Annotated in this window: 13 protein-coding genes; 7 read left to right on the top strand and 6 right to left on the bottom strand. The window is 45.9% G+C overall.

All coding sequences use genetic code 11. The annotated features are described in order from the left end of the window. Nucleotides 1-104 precede the first annotated feature (104 nt). The 3 genes from HF638_RS18720 to rpsD form a co-directional block, all read right to left on the bottom strand. Nucleotides 105-3,203, bottom strand: coding sequence for a transglycosylase domain-containing protein (locus tag HF638_RS18720; RefSeq protein ID WP_169481543.1), 3,099 nt, complete (start codon nt 3,201-3,203; stop codon nt 105-107). Nucleotides 3,204-3,432: 229 nt separating this feature from the next. Then, entirely contained in the window at nt 3,433-5,538 is a 2,106-nt protein-coding gene (locus HF638_RS18715; RefSeq protein WP_169481542.1) for a methyl-accepting chemotaxis protein, read from the bottom strand. Nucleotides 5,539-5,725: 187 nt separating this feature from the next. Further along, complete coding sequence (gene rpsD / locus HF638_RS18710; protein WP_169481541.1) at nt 5,726-6,325, bottom strand: 30S ribosomal protein S4; 600 nt, start codon at nt 6,323-6,325, stop codon at nt 5,726-5,728. Nucleotides 6,326-6,790: 465 nt separating this feature from the next. Here rpsD and HF638_RS18705 point away from each other — a divergent pair, with 465 nt between their 5' ends. The 5 genes from HF638_RS18705 (at nt 6,791) to HF638_RS18685 (ending at nt 11,863) form a co-directional block, all read left to right on the top strand. After that, on the top strand, nt 6,791-8,782 hold the full coding sequence (locus tag HF638_RS18705; RefSeq protein ID WP_169481540.1) for a sensor domain-containing diguanylate cyclase: 1,992 nt from the start codon (nt 6,791-6,793) through the stop codon (nt 8,780-8,782). 136 nt (nt 8,783-8,918) lie between these two features. Next, the gene (locus HF638_RS18700) at nt 8,919-9,776 is read left to right on the top strand and encodes a hypothetical protein (protein WP_169481539.1); all 858 of its coding nucleotides are present in this window, start codon (nt 8,919-8,921) and stop codon (nt 9,774-9,776) included. A gap of 111 nt (nt 9,777-9,887) precedes the next feature. Then, entirely contained in the window at nt 9,888-11,003 is a 1,116-nt protein-coding gene (locus HF638_RS18695) for an aminopeptidase (protein ID WP_076333328.1), read from the top strand. A 95-nt stretch (nt 11,004-11,098) separates the two neighbouring features. Then, nucleotides 11,099-11,344: an HPr family phosphocarrier protein gene (locus HF638_RS18690; RefSeq protein WP_036614658.1), complete on the top strand. Its 246-nt coding sequence runs from the start codon at nt 11,099-11,101 to the stop codon at nt 11,342-11,344. Nucleotides 11,345-11,569: 225 nt separating this feature from the next. After that, nucleotides 11,570-11,863, top strand: a complete 294-nt coding sequence (locus HF638_RS18685; protein WP_017687426.1) for an Fpa/YlaN family protein — start codon at nt 11,570-11,572, stop codon at nt 11,861-11,863. Nucleotides 11,864-12,048: 185 nt separating this feature from the next. On the opposite strand, the gene cax is transcribed toward HF638_RS18685, so the two are convergent. Further along, the gene (gene cax, locus HF638_RS18680; RefSeq protein WP_211175688.1) at nt 12,049-13,137 is read right to left on the bottom strand and encodes a calcium/proton exchanger; all 1,089 of its coding nucleotides are present in this window, start codon (nt 13,135-13,137) and stop codon (nt 12,049-12,051) included. Between the two features lie 166 nt (nt 13,138-13,303). Here cax and HF638_RS18675 point away from each other — a divergent pair, with 166 nt between their 5' ends. Then, nucleotides 13,304-13,666, top strand: a complete 363-nt coding sequence (locus HF638_RS18675) for an Asp23/Gls24 family envelope stress response protein (protein ID WP_017687428.1) — start codon at nt 13,304-13,306, stop codon at nt 13,664-13,666. A gap of 178 nt (nt 13,667-13,844) precedes the next feature. Here HF638_RS18675 and ftsW read toward each other — a convergent pair whose 3' ends face one another. Next, a complete protein-coding gene (ftsW, locus tag HF638_RS18670) occupies nt 13,845-15,134 on the bottom strand; it encodes a putative lipid II flippase FtsW (protein ID WP_169481538.1) in 1,290 nt (429 codons plus the stop codon). A 13-nt stretch (nt 15,135-15,147) separates the two neighbouring features. Beyond that, nucleotides 15,148-15,495: a YugN family protein gene (locus HF638_RS18665; RefSeq protein WP_062835371.1), complete on the bottom strand. Its 348-nt coding sequence runs from the start codon at nt 15,493-15,495 to the stop codon at nt 15,148-15,150. A 210-nt stretch (nt 15,496-15,705) separates the two neighbouring features. Here HF638_RS18665 and HF638_RS18660 point away from each other — a divergent pair, with 210 nt between their 5' ends. Then, nucleotides 15,706-16,875 carry a M20 family metallopeptidase gene (locus tag HF638_RS18660; protein WP_169481537.1) on the top strand — a complete coding sequence of 390 codons (1,170 nt, stop codon included), beginning with the start codon at nt 15,706-15,708 and terminating at the stop codon, nt 16,873-16,875. Nucleotides 16,876-17,051: the final 176 nt, after the last annotated feature.

The following is a 17,051-nucleotide window of genomic DNA, read 5'->3' as shown; positions in this document are numbered from 1 at the left end:
ATGGCATGAAAGCAGGCTTTTTTAGCTGCTGCAAATGCAAATGAAAAAGCCGCACCCTCAGATACGGTCTGAGCGTGCGGCTTTTTGTGGATCACTATGTTGAATCAGGGTTGAAAATGTACGGCTGCAGAAGGTTCGGATTCACCCGCACTGTTGCTGGCAGATACTTTGAACCATCCACTGGTCGCTTCAGGCACTCCATAATCCATGGTCGTTCCCGACGTTGTTCCAATTTTCGTGTAAGGAGCCGAGCCCGATTCACTGTAATATACAGTGTAACTATCTGCATTTGGATTGGAAGCCCATTGAATGCGCAGTCCTTGAGAGAGCGCAGATACGCTGACTTGACCAGGTGTGCCTGGGGCTGTCGTTGTCGTATTATCGTTCTGCGTTTCTCCCGGAGTAATGACTGTACCTGGAACTTCAATCGGCTCGTTAATCTCTTCTTCCACAGGAGGGGCTACGCTTCCAGCACTATTTACGGTAGCGCTAGGAGCAGACTCTCTGCCCGCAACATCTACTGCGGTTACATAGAAGGCGAAGTTGCCGCCTGGCGCTGCATATGCAGAGAATGATCTGGATTCACCGGTCAGGACAACTTGACCCTGATTCTGGAATCCTCCACCGTTTACAGAACGATACAGACGATAACCAACGACATCATTTTCAGGTGTGGCATTAAATGTAATGACTGCTCTGTCACCCGAGGTAGAGATTCGTACGTTACCTGGTGCATCAGGAGCTTTGCCGTTATCTGTTCTTGGATCAACCTGTGTTGGCATGTCTGCATCAGCATCTTCAGGAAGGTAATAAGCAAGTGACTCATGTCGGCTCATGCGTGAGAATGCATTTTGCAATTCCTTGATGAGATCAGAAATCGGTTTTTTACGCTTAATTACCGTTTTTTCCTTCAACATGTCCGCAGGCGTTCCATCACGCGGAATGTAATTTACACCATTGTAAGTAATGTACTTGGCTTTGGCGACGCCGTCATCGCTATCCTTCGGAACAAATTTGCTGTTGAAAATATCCGTAACAAATTTGTCAGTCATGGAGGTTGGCAATTTGCCGCTGTAAGCCGATACCGTCCGTGTTTCGATGCCAGATGGTTTTTTGAACGAATCCGTCACGAACAGATCTTTTTGCGTATCAATTACTTCATTCAAGATTTTTGACCACAGTTGCTGCGCACGTTTTCTCTGTGATTTGCTTTCCAGCGTATTCACTGGCTGTTTGTATCCAACCCACACACCAAGTGTGACATCTGGCGTATAGCCTTCAAACCAGACATCTGCATAGTTTTGAGTGGAGCCCGTTTTACCTACGATCGGCACACTCTTGGAATATTTGTAATTTTCCCGTACCTTATCTGCCGTACCTTCCGTAATAACGGTCCGCAGCATATCGGTCATCAGGTATGCTGTCTGCTCCGAGAAGGCTTGGACAGGTTCAGTATCATGTTTATACACGATGTTGCCTTTGGAATCTACAATTTTACTAATCATGTAGGAATCGTTATACACACCATTATTGGCGATAGCACCGTAGGCACTAGTTAGTTCTTCAACGGTTACTCCGTATTGGAGACCTCCCAGAACACCTGTCTGAGCCTGATAGTCTTCCTTCTGAATGGTAGTAATTCCTAGTTTCTTGGCGAATGCCCAAGCCTTGTCGATACCTACTTCTTCATTGAACAACTTCAGAGCCGGTATATTAAGTGAATAATTCAGTGCTCTCCGGGCTGTGACAAGTCCTTGATAACGGTTATTGGCATTCTTTGCAATGTGGTACCCGCTCGGACCGTTTTTCAAGATGATCGGTGAGTCATCAATAATTGAAGCAGGCTGAACAAGACCTTCATCTAGCGCAGGAAGATAAGCGGCAATAGGTTTCATCGTTGAACCTGGCTGACGCACCATCTGCGTTGCGTAGTTCATCTGTTCATCCTGGAAATCCCGTCCCTCAATCATGCCTAGAATAGCACCCGTTTTGTGATTAATCAGCATGGCAGCAGTTTGTTCTTTCCCTTTGACAGGATCATCTGCTGAGAAATTGCTGTCATCTTCCGCAATGGTACGCATCGTTTTGTAGATACTTTTGTTAATTGTCGTATAGATACGGTATCCACCTGTACGCAGTTGCGTCTGAGCTTCCTCTAATAACGCACTACTTTCCTTTTGAGGTGTGTCCGCATCCGTACCTTTATCTGTGGATTCAGCTGTATCGGAATTCAATTGTTTCATCAAAATCTGTGCAGCTTGTCGTTCCGTTTCCATCATAAGGTATGGATAAGTATTGTAAGCCTTGATGGTCTTCGGAGCGAGTGAACTTTTGATATCAAAAGCTAGAGCTTCGTCATGCTGGGACTGATTGATTTTGCCCAGTTCAAGCATACGGCGCAATACCAGATGCTGACGGTTGATTGCGCGGTCAAAATTTTCCTCTACAAAATCGCCTTTACCGTTAAAGGCAGAGTAAGAGGAGGGTAGCTGCGGCAATCCAGCAAGATAAGCAGCCTGAGCGATGTTGATTTTTTCAAGATCATTAATATTGAACAGACCTTTAGCAGCGGCCTTGATTCCGTAAACGTTATATCCGCTGGAACCGTTACCGAAAGGAACCTTGTTCAGATAGGCTGTCATGATCTCATCTTTCGTCAGGAAACGTTCGAGTCGGAGTGAGAGCAAGATTTCTTTCACTTTCCGATCTTCTGTGCGATCCAAATTCAGAAACACACGACGCGCCAATTGCTGAGTCAGTGTACTACCGCCGGTTTGTACTGATTCTTTCAGCACTTTCTGTTTCACGGCACGGAGCGTTCCGCTCATGTCTACACCTTTATGTTCGTAAAAATGATTGTCTTCAATTGAAACGACAGCATCAATAACCTTTTGTGGGATCTGGTCCGTAGTGACCGGACGCCTGTCTTCTTCCGTACGTAATTGACCGATCGGACTGCCGTCGGCAAAGTAAGCAAAGCCTGTGATGGAGTTTTCGCTGACTTTTTGTTCAATCAGGGCCCTTGAACGGACAGGCTCGTCTTTCACAATGGAACTGACGTATCCCATCAAAGCACCGCCTACAAATAGTGCCCCCATAAAGCCAAGGACAACCATCCAACTGACGAAACTTCCCAGTCTGCGGGCAAAGCTACGCTTGCGTGCAGGCTGTGCATCGGGCTTTTTCTTATTAACATCAACCATTCAGTGTCTTCCTCCTTTTAACAGCACTTATTATAGCATAAAAAGGCGGGTTTGCATGCCTGAGAAATACAAGTAATGGTCGAAATTTGCCATTCTGCCATGGATTATGCTATATATCATGCGATATTGAAGCACATTTCATGAGTTGTAAGCCAAAATAAGCAGGCCACCTCCATGCTGTGGTGCATAGGATGGCCTGAATGATGTGTCGTATTTGAGGTCTTCTATATCAGGTTTTGAAGCGTTGAATCAGTTCCAATAGTTCCTGGGTAAGGTTAGCTAGCGATGCAGATGCTGCTGTGATCTCTTCCATGGATGCAAGTTGTTCTTCAGAAGCAGAGGCAACACGAGTCGCATGATCGGCTGTCTCATGTCCAATGGTTTTGAGTTGCACCAACGTGGCATCCACTTGTTGCGATCCAGCTGACATCTGCTGCGCAATGGCTGAGACATGCTCAATCTGCTCATTAACATCTGAAATCTGTGAAGAGATGGAGAGGAATAGTTCACCACTCTCATTAATCACTTCCGCAATATGACTAACTTCGGAGTTCCCGTGTTCCATATTTTCAACGAGAGAAAGGACCTCTTGCTGAACGCTATGAATCAACGCTGCAATCTGCGCTGCTGATATTCTGGATTGTTCAGCCAGATTACGAATTTCGGAGGCAACAACACCAAACCCGCGTCCGTGTTCACCCGCTCGTGATGCTTCAATGGAAGCATTAAGTGCGAGAAGATTGGTTTGACGGCTAACTTCCGTGATCATACCCGTAATATGGCCAATCTCTTCAGAACGTTGACGGAAATTCTCGAGTGCAGTCATGGACGTTTGCACAGAAGAGGTGGCACTATCCACCATGCGCATGGCGGACTGAATCTTATCGGTTCCAACGGTTGTTCGCTCAGCCACAGCTCGAGATGAATCGGATACATCGGAGGCGGCTTTTGCAATTCTTCCGATTCCCGCAGATATTTCATTCATGGAACGGGAGGATTCTTGCAACTCCTGCACTTGTTTACCTGCTTTATCTGCAACTTCCAGTCCTGTTAATGCAATCAGCTCGGCGGATTTACCTGTTTCTTCGGCTCCGGCGGTCAACTGTTGAGAGGTGGAGCCCACAGATAACGCATGTTCGGAAATAACCGATATCGTATGACGCAATGTATCCATCATCTGATTCATATGGCCTGCCATGATACCGAATTCATCTTTGGATCGTACGGGTAACTTTTGTGTCAGATCTCCGCCAGCGAGCTGTCCAGCGACGATATTGACTTGATTCAACTGCCTTACAATGGAGATGATGGTGTAGGTGACCACACCTGCAAGCAGAAGTACAGCCAGTGCAGCAATCAATATGGACCAGTTCAAACTGTCATAGAAAGGTTGAAGGATATGACTCTTTGGCAGCGCCGAGACGAGGTACCAGTTCGAATCTGTTCCTTGCAACCTGGCGGGCTCGGCAATAAATAATTCTTCACCTACTTCGGGGTCAGTAGCATAAAATTGGGATTCTCCAGACTGTATACGCTGAATGACTGTCTTCACTTCAGGTGGAATTACGGCTCCTTCATTGGCCAGTTCCGGCTTGGAGCCGTGAGCAGCCATCTGTCCTTCACCAGTAATCAGCATGGCATAACCCTGATCCGGATTGAGCGATGCTATATTTTGCTGAAAACGGTCAATGGTAAAGTCAGCCCCAACAATGCCCAAAAACGTTTTGTTTTCATCTAATAGGGGGAGCACAATCGAAACAAGTAGTGTTTCTTTTCCGCCAACTGTATAGGTAACAGGCTCAGACCAATAGATGGATTTAGTTTTCTTGGGTTGTTGATAGTACGTACTGGTTTCGCTGTTCCCCTCATAGGTAGTCAGAGGTTCAAAATACAGAGAGTTACCGTCCCGTATGGCGTATGGAACGAATCGACCCGTAGCATCATCATATACATTTTTATTCACGTGATCCGCATCGTTTCCATCAAAGGCATTAGGTTCCCAGCCTGTATAAAAGCCGAAAACTTTCTCGTCCTTTTTCAGATACTGTTCAAGGAGTCTAACAACTTCCTCGCGGTTGAGAGACCCGTTCTGAGCGGCATCCAATAACGTGGTACTCATGGTGTCTAATGTATTTTTGACCTGATTAATGTCAGTCATGAACTCGTTCGTAGCCCGATTTGCTGCCTTTCCAGCAACGGATTCACCGTACTGCAGGCTTTTGTCGTAAATGGATTTGGTGTTAAATGCAATCAAGGCTCCAATACAACAGAGTAATACTACTCCGAGTAAAAGTCCGAGCTTAACAGCGAGCTTGCGATTGCGAAAAAAATGCATGTTTAATCCCCCTCGATGTTACTCTAGTGATGTTAGTATGGATGTGTGCTTCTCCTATAGGGAGTCTATATTTTATATCGATATTTAAGCTTCTATAATGAAGATAAATAGAAAAAAGCATAGAAAAACAGCTGCCGAGAAAATCTCGACAGCTGTTTGGATTGAAACTTTAATGTGATTGCAACGATTAACGGTTGTAGAACTCGACGATTTGTTTTTCATCGATGTCTTGGGACAATTCAGCACGCTCAGGCAAGCGGATGAATTTACCTTCTACAGCTGCTTCGTTGTATTCAACGTATGCTGGAAGATGCGAACGGCCTTCCAAAGCTTCTTTAACGGAAGAAAGAGCGCGGCTCTTCTCACGCAAGCCGATTAGATCGCCAGTGCTTACTTGGTAAGAAGCGATATCGACTTTTTTGCCGTTTACAGTTACGTGACCGTGTGCTACCAACTGACGCGCTCCAGCGCGGGAGTTAGCAAAACCAAGGCGGTAAACGAGGTTGTCAAGGCGGCACTCAAGCAAGAACATGAAGTTTTCGCCGGCAATACCTTGCATTTTTTGAGCTTTGGAGAACAGTGTGCGGAATTGCTTCTCGCCCAAACCGTACATGTGGCGCAATTTTTGTTTTTCTTGCAATTGCATACCGTAGTTGCTCATTTTTCTGCGTTGGTTAGCTCCGTGCTGACCTGGAGGGAAAGGGCGTTTCAATTCTTTGCCTGTTCCGCTAAGGGAAATGCCGAGGCGACGGCTCAATTTAAATTTAGGACCAGTGTAACGTGCCATGTTTAAAGTAGCTCCTTTTTAGTTAAAGTTCATATTAGGGCTCTGTTTGCGCTCCAATTTGTTGATGCGGGCTTGGCCTCGCATAGAACGATCAGGAAAGTTCAGCCGCTGTCCTGAAAGCAACAAAAAGAATGAGGGTGACACAACCGGTAATGCCCAAATTTAAAGACCCATTAGTAGTCTTCATCAACAATTTATATTACAGTTTAAGAGAACCAAAGTCAAGCGTAGAATAAAAGTAAAAAAACGTCTAAATTTGTCGATAGGTCATTGGGCCTAAAATAATGGGACAATTTTCTGAAATATGGATGCAAAAAAGCTTTAAACAGAGTAAAATAGATTGTATCTTAACTTTAAATCATCTTTATGTAGCAAGGTTATCGCAACGAATTTGCAGGTTTGCGATAACGTCTGCAGATTAATGCATCCTGGTGGATGCAAAAACGGTGCAAAGGAGCGCCTGACATGTTAGAACATCTAAGAAGTTTACCTGCCAGCTTGAATTCACGAAGTTCGGGCGATTCCGCATCTTTTGCCGCTCCTCATCCTCATGAAGAGCATGTGTTGTGGATGCAAAAAATGGATATCACACCTTTTGATTTTTCATATTTGGGCAGCTTGCTAGAGCAGGCTTACAGTGACTGGAACTCCAAAGTAGATTCGGACCTGGACAGGAGATCAACCTTTTATAGTGTATGGAACACGGAAGGCGTTTGTATAGGATACGATAGTGATCCTGCTGCTGATCCGGGCGTGGATGCACGCAGGCTTGTATTGGAATGTTTGGATAAGAGACAGGCCCTGTCCCGCAGAGGGACTAGCGAACGTGGAGAATATCTCCTGTTAACACATCCTTTATTCTCCAGAACGAACAAGGATATGTTTGCCGTATTTACTGCTGTAATCTATGATTCCAATCGATATGAAACGTCTGAAGCTGTGGTTCGATCTGAGGCATTGCATTACCGCACCTGCTTTTACCGAAGATTTGAATACATATTTATGACGGACCTGTTACATGCTCATGAACAAACAGCGCGTGAAGAACACCGGAGGTCTATTCTCTTTCAGATTGTTCAGCGAATGCATGACAAAATGGATGTCGACACCATATTGGATGAGGTATTTGACAGTATGGACTATCTGTACCCGGCCACGTATATCACACTTTATATGTCTCAGGATCAGAGCAACTTTAATCCACGGATTAAACCATTGCTTGTCCAAGAACGAGGGGAAGATATATGTGTGCGTTCGTTTATGGAAGGCAAGCTGATCGTTGCTCGTTCAGATGATGGAGAGAATCGCATCGTAGAGGTAGGTCTTCCTTTGAAAGGAAAACAAGGCATATACGGTGTGTTCCATATCGAAATGAACGAAGAGATCATGGAAGAATCAGATCTGCAATTGATTACGATGATGGTAGATACCGCAGGCACGGCCTTTGAGAATGCCAAGTTGCACGAACAATCCAATATGTTGATACAGGAACTTCGTCTAATCAATGATCTTACACAGCGCTTGAACAAGAGCCTGCATCTTTCGGAGATCTATCAATTATCAGAGCAAGAGTTAAAGGAAATATTTCGGGCTGAAACGTGTTGCATTCTTCAACTCAATGACAGTACGAATGACTTTGAAGTCATGTCTTCTAACGTGAAAGATGTCTTTCACCAATCATTCTCTGTAGACTACGGTATCGCAGGCTTAGTGTATCGAACAGAGGAACCTCTAATTATATCCAATTATGCGCAATATGATAAAGTGTCCTCCTTTTTCATGGAAGATACCGGATCCATGTCACTGATTGCATCACCGATCAGAGTCAATGGTGAAGTGAAGGGTGCCATTTTGTTGGGACACAGCAGAGAGCAATATTTTTCATATGATAATTATCGGCTTTTGCAGATGTTGTCCATTCATATCGGGCTTGCCCTGTCGAATGCCACGCTGCATGCCGAGGTTCGACGTTTGGCTAATCTGGATATGTTGACAGGATTGTACGTAAGGCATTATCTCGATAGCGTCATTCACGAGCGTCAGGCTCATGAGTTCTGTGGCTCTCTCATTGTGGTTGATATTGATCAATTCAAACAGGTGAATGACACCTTTGGACACCAGACGGGGGATCAAGTACTGAAGCAGGTGAGTGAAATTGTCACCAGCTCTGTTCGTCCGGAAGACATCTGCGCCAGATGGGGTGGAGAAGAATTGGCCATCTATATGCCGCAGGTAAGTGTGCATCAGGCGCTAGAATACGCGGAAGTGATCCGAAGGAGAGTCGCGGAGGAGACCAGACCTTTTGTTACGGTATCCAGTGGCATCGCCGAGTGGAATTGGATGGATGAGAAGGTTAGTGTGGAGTCTTTGTTTTATCGGGCTGACATGGCTTTGTACAGCGCAAAGAATGGCGGTCGGAACAGAATTGTTATAGAAGAACAGGAAGTAACACGTTAAGAGAGAGCCATTCCAATTGCGGAGTCGTGCTCTCTTTTTTTTATGTCTTGGAGTCCAAGTTGTTTATAGAAGGAAGTATAAGCAAATACGGGCAGGGCAATCTAAGGAGAAAGTTGACGGAAGGGTGAAGATGGACATGCTTAACCGCCGATCGGTATGTACGTTATGGTTACTCGTGAGCATCGTGATTATTGGTGTTCCGGGTTGTGGATTGATTCAGCGAGATCGAACACCTGAAGAAGTTTTTTCCCTGGCCTTATCCGGGATAGCGGGTAAAGAAACGTTAAGTTTTGAAGGGGAAGCAGGACTGCGACGGGAGGACAGTGGGCTGTTCGAGAATCAGTTCAAATTTGAAGGCAAGCTGGAGAATCATGATCGTCTTACCCTTCAGACCCGTTTGCCTGGAGAGGTAACCGCTGTGGGCACAGGTATTCATACAACCGCCGTAAACAATAACGGACAGCCCAGTGGATTTAGCGCTTCTTTCGAGCGAAAACAAGGGCAATGGATGGCATTGTCAGCACAGCATGAGCCGCTGCGTGGTTCTCTTTCTCGGTTTAATCCAATCGCGCAATTGGAGAAGATCGACGGGATGCACAAAACGATTCAATCCGAGTATGGGTCCGGGCGTCGAACCAGAACGTTACGGATTGAACTTGCAGCGGAAGACGCCAAAACATGGGCTGTAGCCCAGCTAAACGACGAGATGAACGCTATTCGCGCAGAATATATGCATAAGGCAGCTACGGTGAAAGGAGTGCGCAAAGAGAAGCTTGAGAGGGATCTGGAGAAAGTATGGAAACAGGGTGAAACAACGATGCAACAGATGATGGAAAAAGCTAATGTGCAGACGGTATATCATCTCACGGTAGATCGGAAGAGCAGTTTGCCTCTTCGCTTATCCTCTGAAAGTCAGGTGAGTTACACGGACAACAACCGTAAGAGCAACAAAGAAGCTCTTGTCACCGATGTAAACTTCAAGTCATATCAATAAATGAAGTGAGGGACTGCCTGCTGACGGGATGACTGTTCGCGTGCTACAATAGTATCGTAATTTACCGTTGTTCAATTTAAGCATGGCAGATGACAGGAGGATTTTACCAAGATGAAGGACCCGAGAATTCAAAAGCTTGCAGCAAGCCTGGTGGGCTATTCTGTAGATGTGCAGCCTGGTGAAAATGTATTGGTTGAGATGATTGGATCAGAACGTGATCTGATTAACGCCATTATTGAAGAGGTAGGCAAAAAAGGTGGTAACGTCTTTGTACAGTTGACGGATAAGACCGTACAGCGTGCGATGTTGAAAAATGCGACAGAAGAAATGATGAAAACGTGGGCAGAGATTGATCTGAACCGTATGAAGCAGATGGATTGTTATATCGGTATTCGTGCGGGAGAAAATGTGAATGATCTGTCCGATGTGCCGGAAGAAAAAATGAAAATGTACAATTCTTTGTATTCCCACCCGGTACATAGTGAACAACGTGTCAAACATACGAAATGGGTTGTACTTCGTTACCCTAACGCAAGTATGGCGCAACTCGCGAATACGAGTACAGAAGCGTTCGAAGATTTCTACTTTGACGTATGTAACCTGGATTATGCCAAAATGGACAAAGCACAGGACTCACTGGCTAACCTGATGAAACGTACGGACAAAGTTCGCATCACGGGACCAGGAACAGAGCTGAGCTTCTCCATTAAAGATATCGGTGCAGAGAAATGTTCTGGCCAAAAAAATATTCCGGATGGCGAAGTGTACAGTGCCCCTGTACGTGATTCCGTGAACGGAACGATTAGTTATAACTCGCCAACCCTTTACAATGGAGTGACTTTTGAAAATATCAAGTTCACATTCAAGGATGGCAAAATCGTCGAAGCGACAAGCAACGATACAGAGCGCTTGAATGAAATCCTGAATTCGGATGAGGGCGCCCGTCATATCGGTGAATTCGCGATTGGATTTAATCCGCATATTCTGCATCCGATGAAAGATATCTTGTTCGATGAGAAAATCGCAGGTAGCTTGCACTTTACGCCAGGTCAGGCGTATGAAGAAACAGATAACGGAAACCGTTCCTCTATTCACTGGGATCTGGTATTGATTCAGCGTCCAGACTATGGCGGCGGAGAAATTTATTTTGACGATGTACTGATTCGTAAAGACGGTATCTTTGTTATTCCTGAGCTGGAATGCCTCAATCCGGACCGTTTGAAATAGGAACAGGATTTTGCTGTTGCTAGGAAAGCGGATTCACGGTATCATGTAGTGGTAATTAATAGATGATACCAAAGTAAAAAGACGGAGGGATTCCTATGTCGAGTAATAACGCGGCTGTAGTGGAAATTGCTCAAACAGCAGGCAAGTTTACTTCTTCAATCGTGCTTCATTCGGAGAACAAGTATATCGATGTGAAAAGCATTCTCGGGTTGTTTACAACGCTGATCAGCACGCACAGCTATGAACTGCATGTTCATGGACCAGATGCAGTTGAAGCGAAAGCAGCCATGTCAGAAGTATTTGCCAAGCATGGACTGAATGTAAGCATCGCATCTGAGTAATAGCTCTCAAGAAGCACCTCTGCCTTTTTTGGCAGGGGTGTTTTTTGGCATTACATGACCTGAGCACTCATCTGGACATCCCTGGAACAGGGGGAATAAGCTACAAGAGAAGGCTTCACTTTGTGGGCTTATTTTGGTCAGGTTCTTGTATTAGCTCTCCATTTCGTCTAATATTAGAGGTAGAACGTCTTTACGCGATTTTTGGGACATAGGGGGGAAAAATGCATGACTTCATCTGATCTGCAGGACCAGCTGAATTTGAAAGCGATCAGTCTTCTTCAAGAAGATGCAGATAAAATACAGAAGCTTATTGAAGTACAGATGGAGAATCTGGCTACCCGCTACTGCCCTCTCTATGAGGAAGTATTGGATACACAGATGTATGGGTTCTCCAAGGAAGTTGACTTTGCTGTTCGTGCAGGGCTCCTTCCAGAAGGTGCAGGTAAGCAGCTGGTTAGCGCGCTTGAGCGGAATTTGGCCATTTTATATGAAGCCTTGAACAAAAAGAATGAGCAATAGCCTGCAATTGTGCGGGTCAGAATAGAAGGCATGCAGGCGTTAATGCATGCTTTTTTTGTGCGTCTGAATTGATTGTGATGCAAGTCACTCCGAAGACGCGTATAAGCGAAGAGACAGCTCGATATGGATATTCGAGCTGTCTCTTATGGCTTGTTTATTTTAATGCTAGTTTGCTGAGGGAAGGGTTATACCAGGAAGAAAGATACGCCCAGAATGATATATACGACGAGCAGAAGTAGACCCTCATACCAGTTCGTAGAACCATCTTGGGTGATCGACTTCGCAATAAATACGGATACGCCGATGGCGACCAGTTCAATCGTTGTAAACACGATATCCATGGTTCTGCCTGTGAAGTAGCTGACAAAAATCAGAACAGGGGCAACGAAGAGTGCAATCTGCAAGCTGCTGCCGACAGCAATCTCGACGGCTGCTCCGATTTTATTTTTCATGGCAAGCATGATGGCCGCACTGTGTTCCGCTGCATTACCGATGATTGCCACAAGGAATGCACCGACAAACAGTTCGCTAAGACCAAATTCCGAAGTGAATACTTCGAGCGTGCCGACCAGCCATTCACTGACAAAGGCAACCATGACCGTCGCGAGCACAAGGTAGAGAATTGATTTTTTCTTGGACCATGCCGGAGCATGCTCATGCGGTAGCTCTTCATCACGATCCTCAGTGACGTCCGCAAGATAGTTCTTGTGCGTCACCATGGAGAACAGTAACCAGGCGATGTACGCGAGGATGAGCAACCCGGCCACAATGAGACTTAGTGTATTCGTGTCTTTCTGTGTAATGGAATGTGTATTGAGAAAGACTGCAGGAATAAACAGGGCAATGATGGCAACAATCATCAGGGAACCATTCAGACCTGCGAGTGAAACATTATAATTCTGGATTTTAAACTTGAGTCCTCCAGCAAAAATACTTAACCCGAGCACTAACAGCAAATTTCCGATGATGGAGCCTGTCAGACTTGCTTTGACCATGTCGAACAGTCCCTCTTTCACGAGGAAAATGGCGATAATCAATTCGGCGGCATTGCCGAAGGTCGCATTCAAGAATCCACCCAGCCGCTGTCCGGCGTAGTGGGCAACATTTTCGGTGGCTTTGCCTAAAAAACCGGCCACAAAAATAACCGAAATGGCTGAAATCACGAACTGTAGAATCGAATCCCATTTCATGTAGTGGGCGATGGCACTGAGTGCAAAGAAAGCAATCAGTAAAATGGATGAAATCCGGTTTCTCACAACAAACACCTCGGTCATAAAATATTTTGTTTTGAAATTGCATTGTAAAACGCTTATGAGATTATTTTCATATTTCAATATAACCAAATGGTGGTAGGTTGTAAACGCATCTTTTTGAGTTTAATTTGCTTTTTGGGGTGGAAAGGATTTAAAATACGAGTAACGAAGTGAAGGAGGATGTGGCATGGCAGAACAACTTCAACTGGAGAGCGGAAACATCCGGATTGCCGATGACGTGGTTGCGAAAATTGCCGGAATGGCTGCAATGGAAACGCCCGGAATTGCCGCAATGTCTGGAGGATTGTCAGAGGGCTGGGCGAAGCGACTCAGCGGTAAAAACGTACAGAAAGGCGTGAGCGTTGAGGTCGGCCAGCTAGAAGCAGCCATTGACCTGCGCATCATCGTCCTGTACGAAACCCCGATTCATGAAGTTTCCCGTATGCTTCAGCAGAATGTAAGAGAAGCGGTAGAGACCATGACCGGATTACGTGTGGTTGAAGTCAATGTAAAGGTAGAAGGCGTATCTTTCAAAGGCGACGATCTGTAAAATTTCGCAATCCGCAATGGAGTACAGAGGTGATATTGGCTTTGTTCTTCATCTTGATAGACAGAGTGTACCAAGTACACACAAGAAGGCTGCGCATCCGATGGGGTGCACAGCCTTTTTTGTGTTAGCTTTTTATTTTGAATGGAGACGTGTTCCGTTCCTTGATGACCAGTCCCGTTTACCGAATCCGACGGATGGACTCCCGTGAACGAAGAGCGGGAGAGGTGCGAGTCTGTGTCTGTACAGTCACGGACTTGGTTTTCTCTTCCTTGATCACATCCAGGTTGTTGGTACGCGAGATACTCAGCAAAATGCCCATGGCGACCATCATCACAAAGAGTGAGGTACCCCCATAACTGATAAACGGAAGTGTGACCCCTGTAACCGGAATGGTCTGAGTTACACCGCCAATGTTGATGAATGCCTGTATCGCGATCAGTCCCATGATGCCTATGCCGACTAGTGTTCCGAATGGATCGGGACAACGTAGAGATACAATAATTCCTCGCCAGATGAAGTACAGATAAACCAGCAGGAATAATGTACTTCCGATGAATCCGAGTTCTTCCCCAATTACGGAGAAAATAAAGTCATTATACGCATTTGGCAAATAGTGCAGCTTCATCGTACCTTGTCCAATCCCGGAACCCGTCATGCCGCCATCACCAATGGCCACAAGAGAGCGATAGAGGTTAAGACTTCCGCCATTAATATCAGATAATGGATCAAGAAAAGCCTGAATACGTCCGATCTTGTAGTTCTGCTCCGCAGTGACTGCTGTTGTGGCAGTCGTCGTGTCTGAAGGAGACATGGAAGAGAACAGGGAATTCGCTCCGAACGCCAGTGCTCCACCGAGTACAACCAAGAGAATCGAACCCAGGATATGTTTCATACTGGCGCCACCGGCATAGATCAAGAGACCACAGGTGGACACCAGGATGAAGGTGGTACCAAAGTCTGGTTGCAACATGATCAGTCCTGCGATGAATCCAACGATGAACAAGACGGGGAAATAACCTGTCTTGAAAACCCTGAATTTCTCACCTTTTTTGGTGATAAGAGCAGAGAGATATAGAATGATAGCAATTTTTGCGAACTCTGCAGGCTGAAGACTGAACCCGAAAATGTGAATCCAGCTTCGTGCACCGTTCAATACTGCGCCTGAGATCAATACAATCACCAGCATGACCGTAGTGAGCAGGAAAAAGGGTGCATAGAGCTTTTTGTACTTGTTGAAGCGGATATTCATGGCAAAGAACATGCCAAATAGACCGATAATCGCCCACATAAGTTGTTTTTTCGTGAAGAACAGGGCATCATTGTTAAATCTTTCGCTTGCGATTGCAATGCTGGAACTGGAGCTGAATACCATCACCAGTCCGAAGCCCACCAACAATAAAGTGAGGATTAGCAGTTGAAAATCCGGCGTGCCTCTCTTCGTTTTCGTTTGGGCCGATTGTTGTTTCATCGTTTGGCCCAGCCTATGCTTCCAGCAGTTCTTTAAGCTGCTGTAATTTTTCGGCTGCCAGCTTCACGACTGGCTGTGGAACGGAAGAGTCATAATCCAGACCGTGAGGGAAGGTGGCTTTGCCAAGATAAACGGCTTCAACAGCAAGAACGGTATCCGGTTTTTCCAATTTTCCTTCCACTGCGCGGGTATTAATGCGTACAAAGTATTCTGATTTGGTTTGTTCATCTTCAATTTTGTAGTCATATGTAGCACGGTAATATTCCCATTGCCACCGGACAAATCCGACTTTCTCGGCGCTCTCATCCAGGTATGCCAAGTCGCTCTTCAAGCCATCCAAGCCTGTATTCTCAAAAATCATAAGCGTCTGATCCTCCTCATAAGCTTCCGAGTGTAATTTCTCGTGCATTTCTCTAGTTCATGATAGTATGTTTCCCCTTCCCGTGCAAGCTTTCCAGGGGTGTTTCGTATCGGTTTTCTTCCAATTCTGCTACAATATACAGCAATAGGTTTGAAGAGGAAGGTTCGGGCTTGATCAAAGTCCCGTTCAAGATTGAAAGGGTGGAGAGACATGACTAATAATATATGGTGGGAAGATCTGCAGATCCACATGGTGGAATGGCGGCGTCACCTTCATCGCAATCCTGAGGTTTCCTTTCATGAGGAGAAGACATCCTCTTTTGTAGCGGATATGTTGGAGAGCTTTGGCGTTGAAGTGAAGCGTCATGTAGGCGGTCACGGGGTCATCGGTACGATTCGTGGGGACAAGCCAGGGCCTGTCGTCATGCTGCGGGCCGATATGGACGCATTGCCTATTCAGGATGAGAAGAATATCGAATATGCGTCACAACAAGCAGGAGCGATGCATGCATGCGGCCACGATGGTCATATCTCGATCTTGCTTGGTACGGCATTGTATTTCAGTCGTCACAAGCAGGAGATCCGAGGCGAGATTCGCTTTTTGTTCCAGCCAGCAGAAGAATTGCTTCCGGGCGGTGCAGTCCAGGTCATTGCGGATGGTGCGCTTGAAGGCGTGGACGTCATATACGGCATTCATCTGTGGACCCCGTTGCCTGTAGGTGTTGTTGCCAGTAAAGCAGGACCGATGATGGCAGCGGCGGACGACTTTTACATTGAGATCAAAGGAAAAGGTGGACATGGTGGCATGCCGCAATCCACGATAGACAGTCTTATCGCGGGTTCTGCGCTTGTGATGCAGCTTCAGACCGTTGTCAGTCGTTCGGTTGATCCATTGCAACCGGCGGTGTTGACCATTGGCACAATGCAGGCTGGCTCCGCTCAAAACGTGATTGCAGAGCAGTGCAAAATGAGCGGTACGGTAAGAACGTTTGATGAAGAGACCCGAAATGGGATGAAAGAGCGGGTGCTTACTATGGTGGCCCAGACAGGGGCTGCGTACGGGGCCGAGACTCAAGTGAAATATATTATGGGATATCCGCCTGTGGTGAATGATGAACTGGAAACAGCGCGTTTCTTCAGGGAGGCTACAGAAGTATTTGGGGCAGAACGAGTGCAAACGTCGCCGATGCTGATGCCAGCGGAAGATTTTGCGTATTATCTGCAGAAGGTTCCAGGGTGCTTTATGTTTGTTGGAGCGGGTAATCCGGATAAAAATGCGATCTATCCGCATCATCATCCGATGTTTGATTTTGATGAAGATGCGATGCAGACAGCCGTTAGATTATTTATCGCCATGGCTAAGGGTTACACAGCCGAATGACTTTAGATGCAGTTGGGCATCCTGTTAATACCTAGGTATGGGCAGGATGTTTTTTTGTGGATTTTTATAGAGGTTGTTCAAAAAGTCCATCTTCTCGGTACTGAAAATTAGACTTTTTGAACTCGAAATTATGGAGGTTCATTTTCGGAAGCTGCCGGAACTGGACTTTTTTGTGA

Source organism: Paenibacillus sp. SZ31, from assembly GCF_012912005.1.
Taxonomy (GTDB): domain Bacteria; phylum Bacillota; class Bacilli; order Paenibacillales; family Paenibacillaceae; genus Paenibacillus.
This window is presented reverse-complemented; position numbering and strand designations above follow the sequence as displayed.

What these genes read in the sequence shown, in the direction of transcription:
- HF638_RS18720 (WP_169481543.1), bottom strand. Translation starts at nt 3,203, where the DNA reads ATGGTTGATGTTAATAAGAAAAAGCCCGATGCACAGCCTGCACGCAAG.
- HF638_RS18715 (WP_169481542.1), bottom strand. Translation starts at nt 5,538, where the DNA reads ATGCATTTTTTTCGCAATCGCAAGCTCGCTGTTAAGCTCGGACTTTTA.
- rpsD (WP_169481541.1), bottom strand. Translation starts at nt 6,325, where the DNA reads ATGGCACGTTACACTGGTCCTAAATTTAAATTGAGCCGTCGCCTCGGC.
- HF638_RS18705 (WP_169481540.1), top strand. Translation starts at nt 6,791, where the DNA reads ATGTTAGAACATCTAAGAAGTTTACCTGCCAGCTTGAATTCACGAAGT.
- HF638_RS18700 (WP_169481539.1), top strand. Translation starts at nt 8,919, where the DNA reads ATGCTTAACCGCCGATCGGTATGTACGTTATGGTTACTCGTGAGCATC.
- HF638_RS18695 (WP_076333328.1), top strand. Translation starts at nt 9,888, where the DNA reads ATGAAGGACCCGAGAATTCAAAAGCTTGCAGCAAGCCTGGTGGGCTAT.
- HF638_RS18690 (WP_036614658.1), top strand. Translation starts at nt 11,099, where the DNA reads ATGTCGAGTAATAACGCGGCTGTAGTGGAAATTGCTCAAACAGCAGGC.
- HF638_RS18685 (WP_017687426.1), top strand. Translation starts at nt 11,570, where the DNA reads ATGACTTCATCTGATCTGCAGGACCAGCTGAATTTGAAAGCGATCAGT.
- cax (WP_211175688.1), bottom strand. Translation starts at nt 13,137, where the DNA reads ATGACCGAGGTGTTTGTTGTGAGAAACCGGATTTCATCCATTTTACTG.
- HF638_RS18675 (WP_017687428.1), top strand. Translation starts at nt 13,304, where the DNA reads ATGGCAGAACAACTTCAACTGGAGAGCGGAAACATCCGGATTGCCGAT.
- ftsW (WP_169481538.1), bottom strand. Translation starts at nt 15,134, where the DNA reads ATGAAACAACAATCGGCCCAAACGAAAACGAAGAGAGGCACGCCGGAT.
- HF638_RS18665 (WP_062835371.1), bottom strand. Translation starts at nt 15,495, where the DNA reads ATGATTTTTGAGAATACAGGCTTGGATGGCTTGAAGAGCGACTTGGCA.
- HF638_RS18660 (WP_169481537.1), top strand. Translation starts at nt 15,706, where the DNA reads ATGACTAATAATATATGGTGGGAAGATCTGCAGATCCACATGGTGGAA.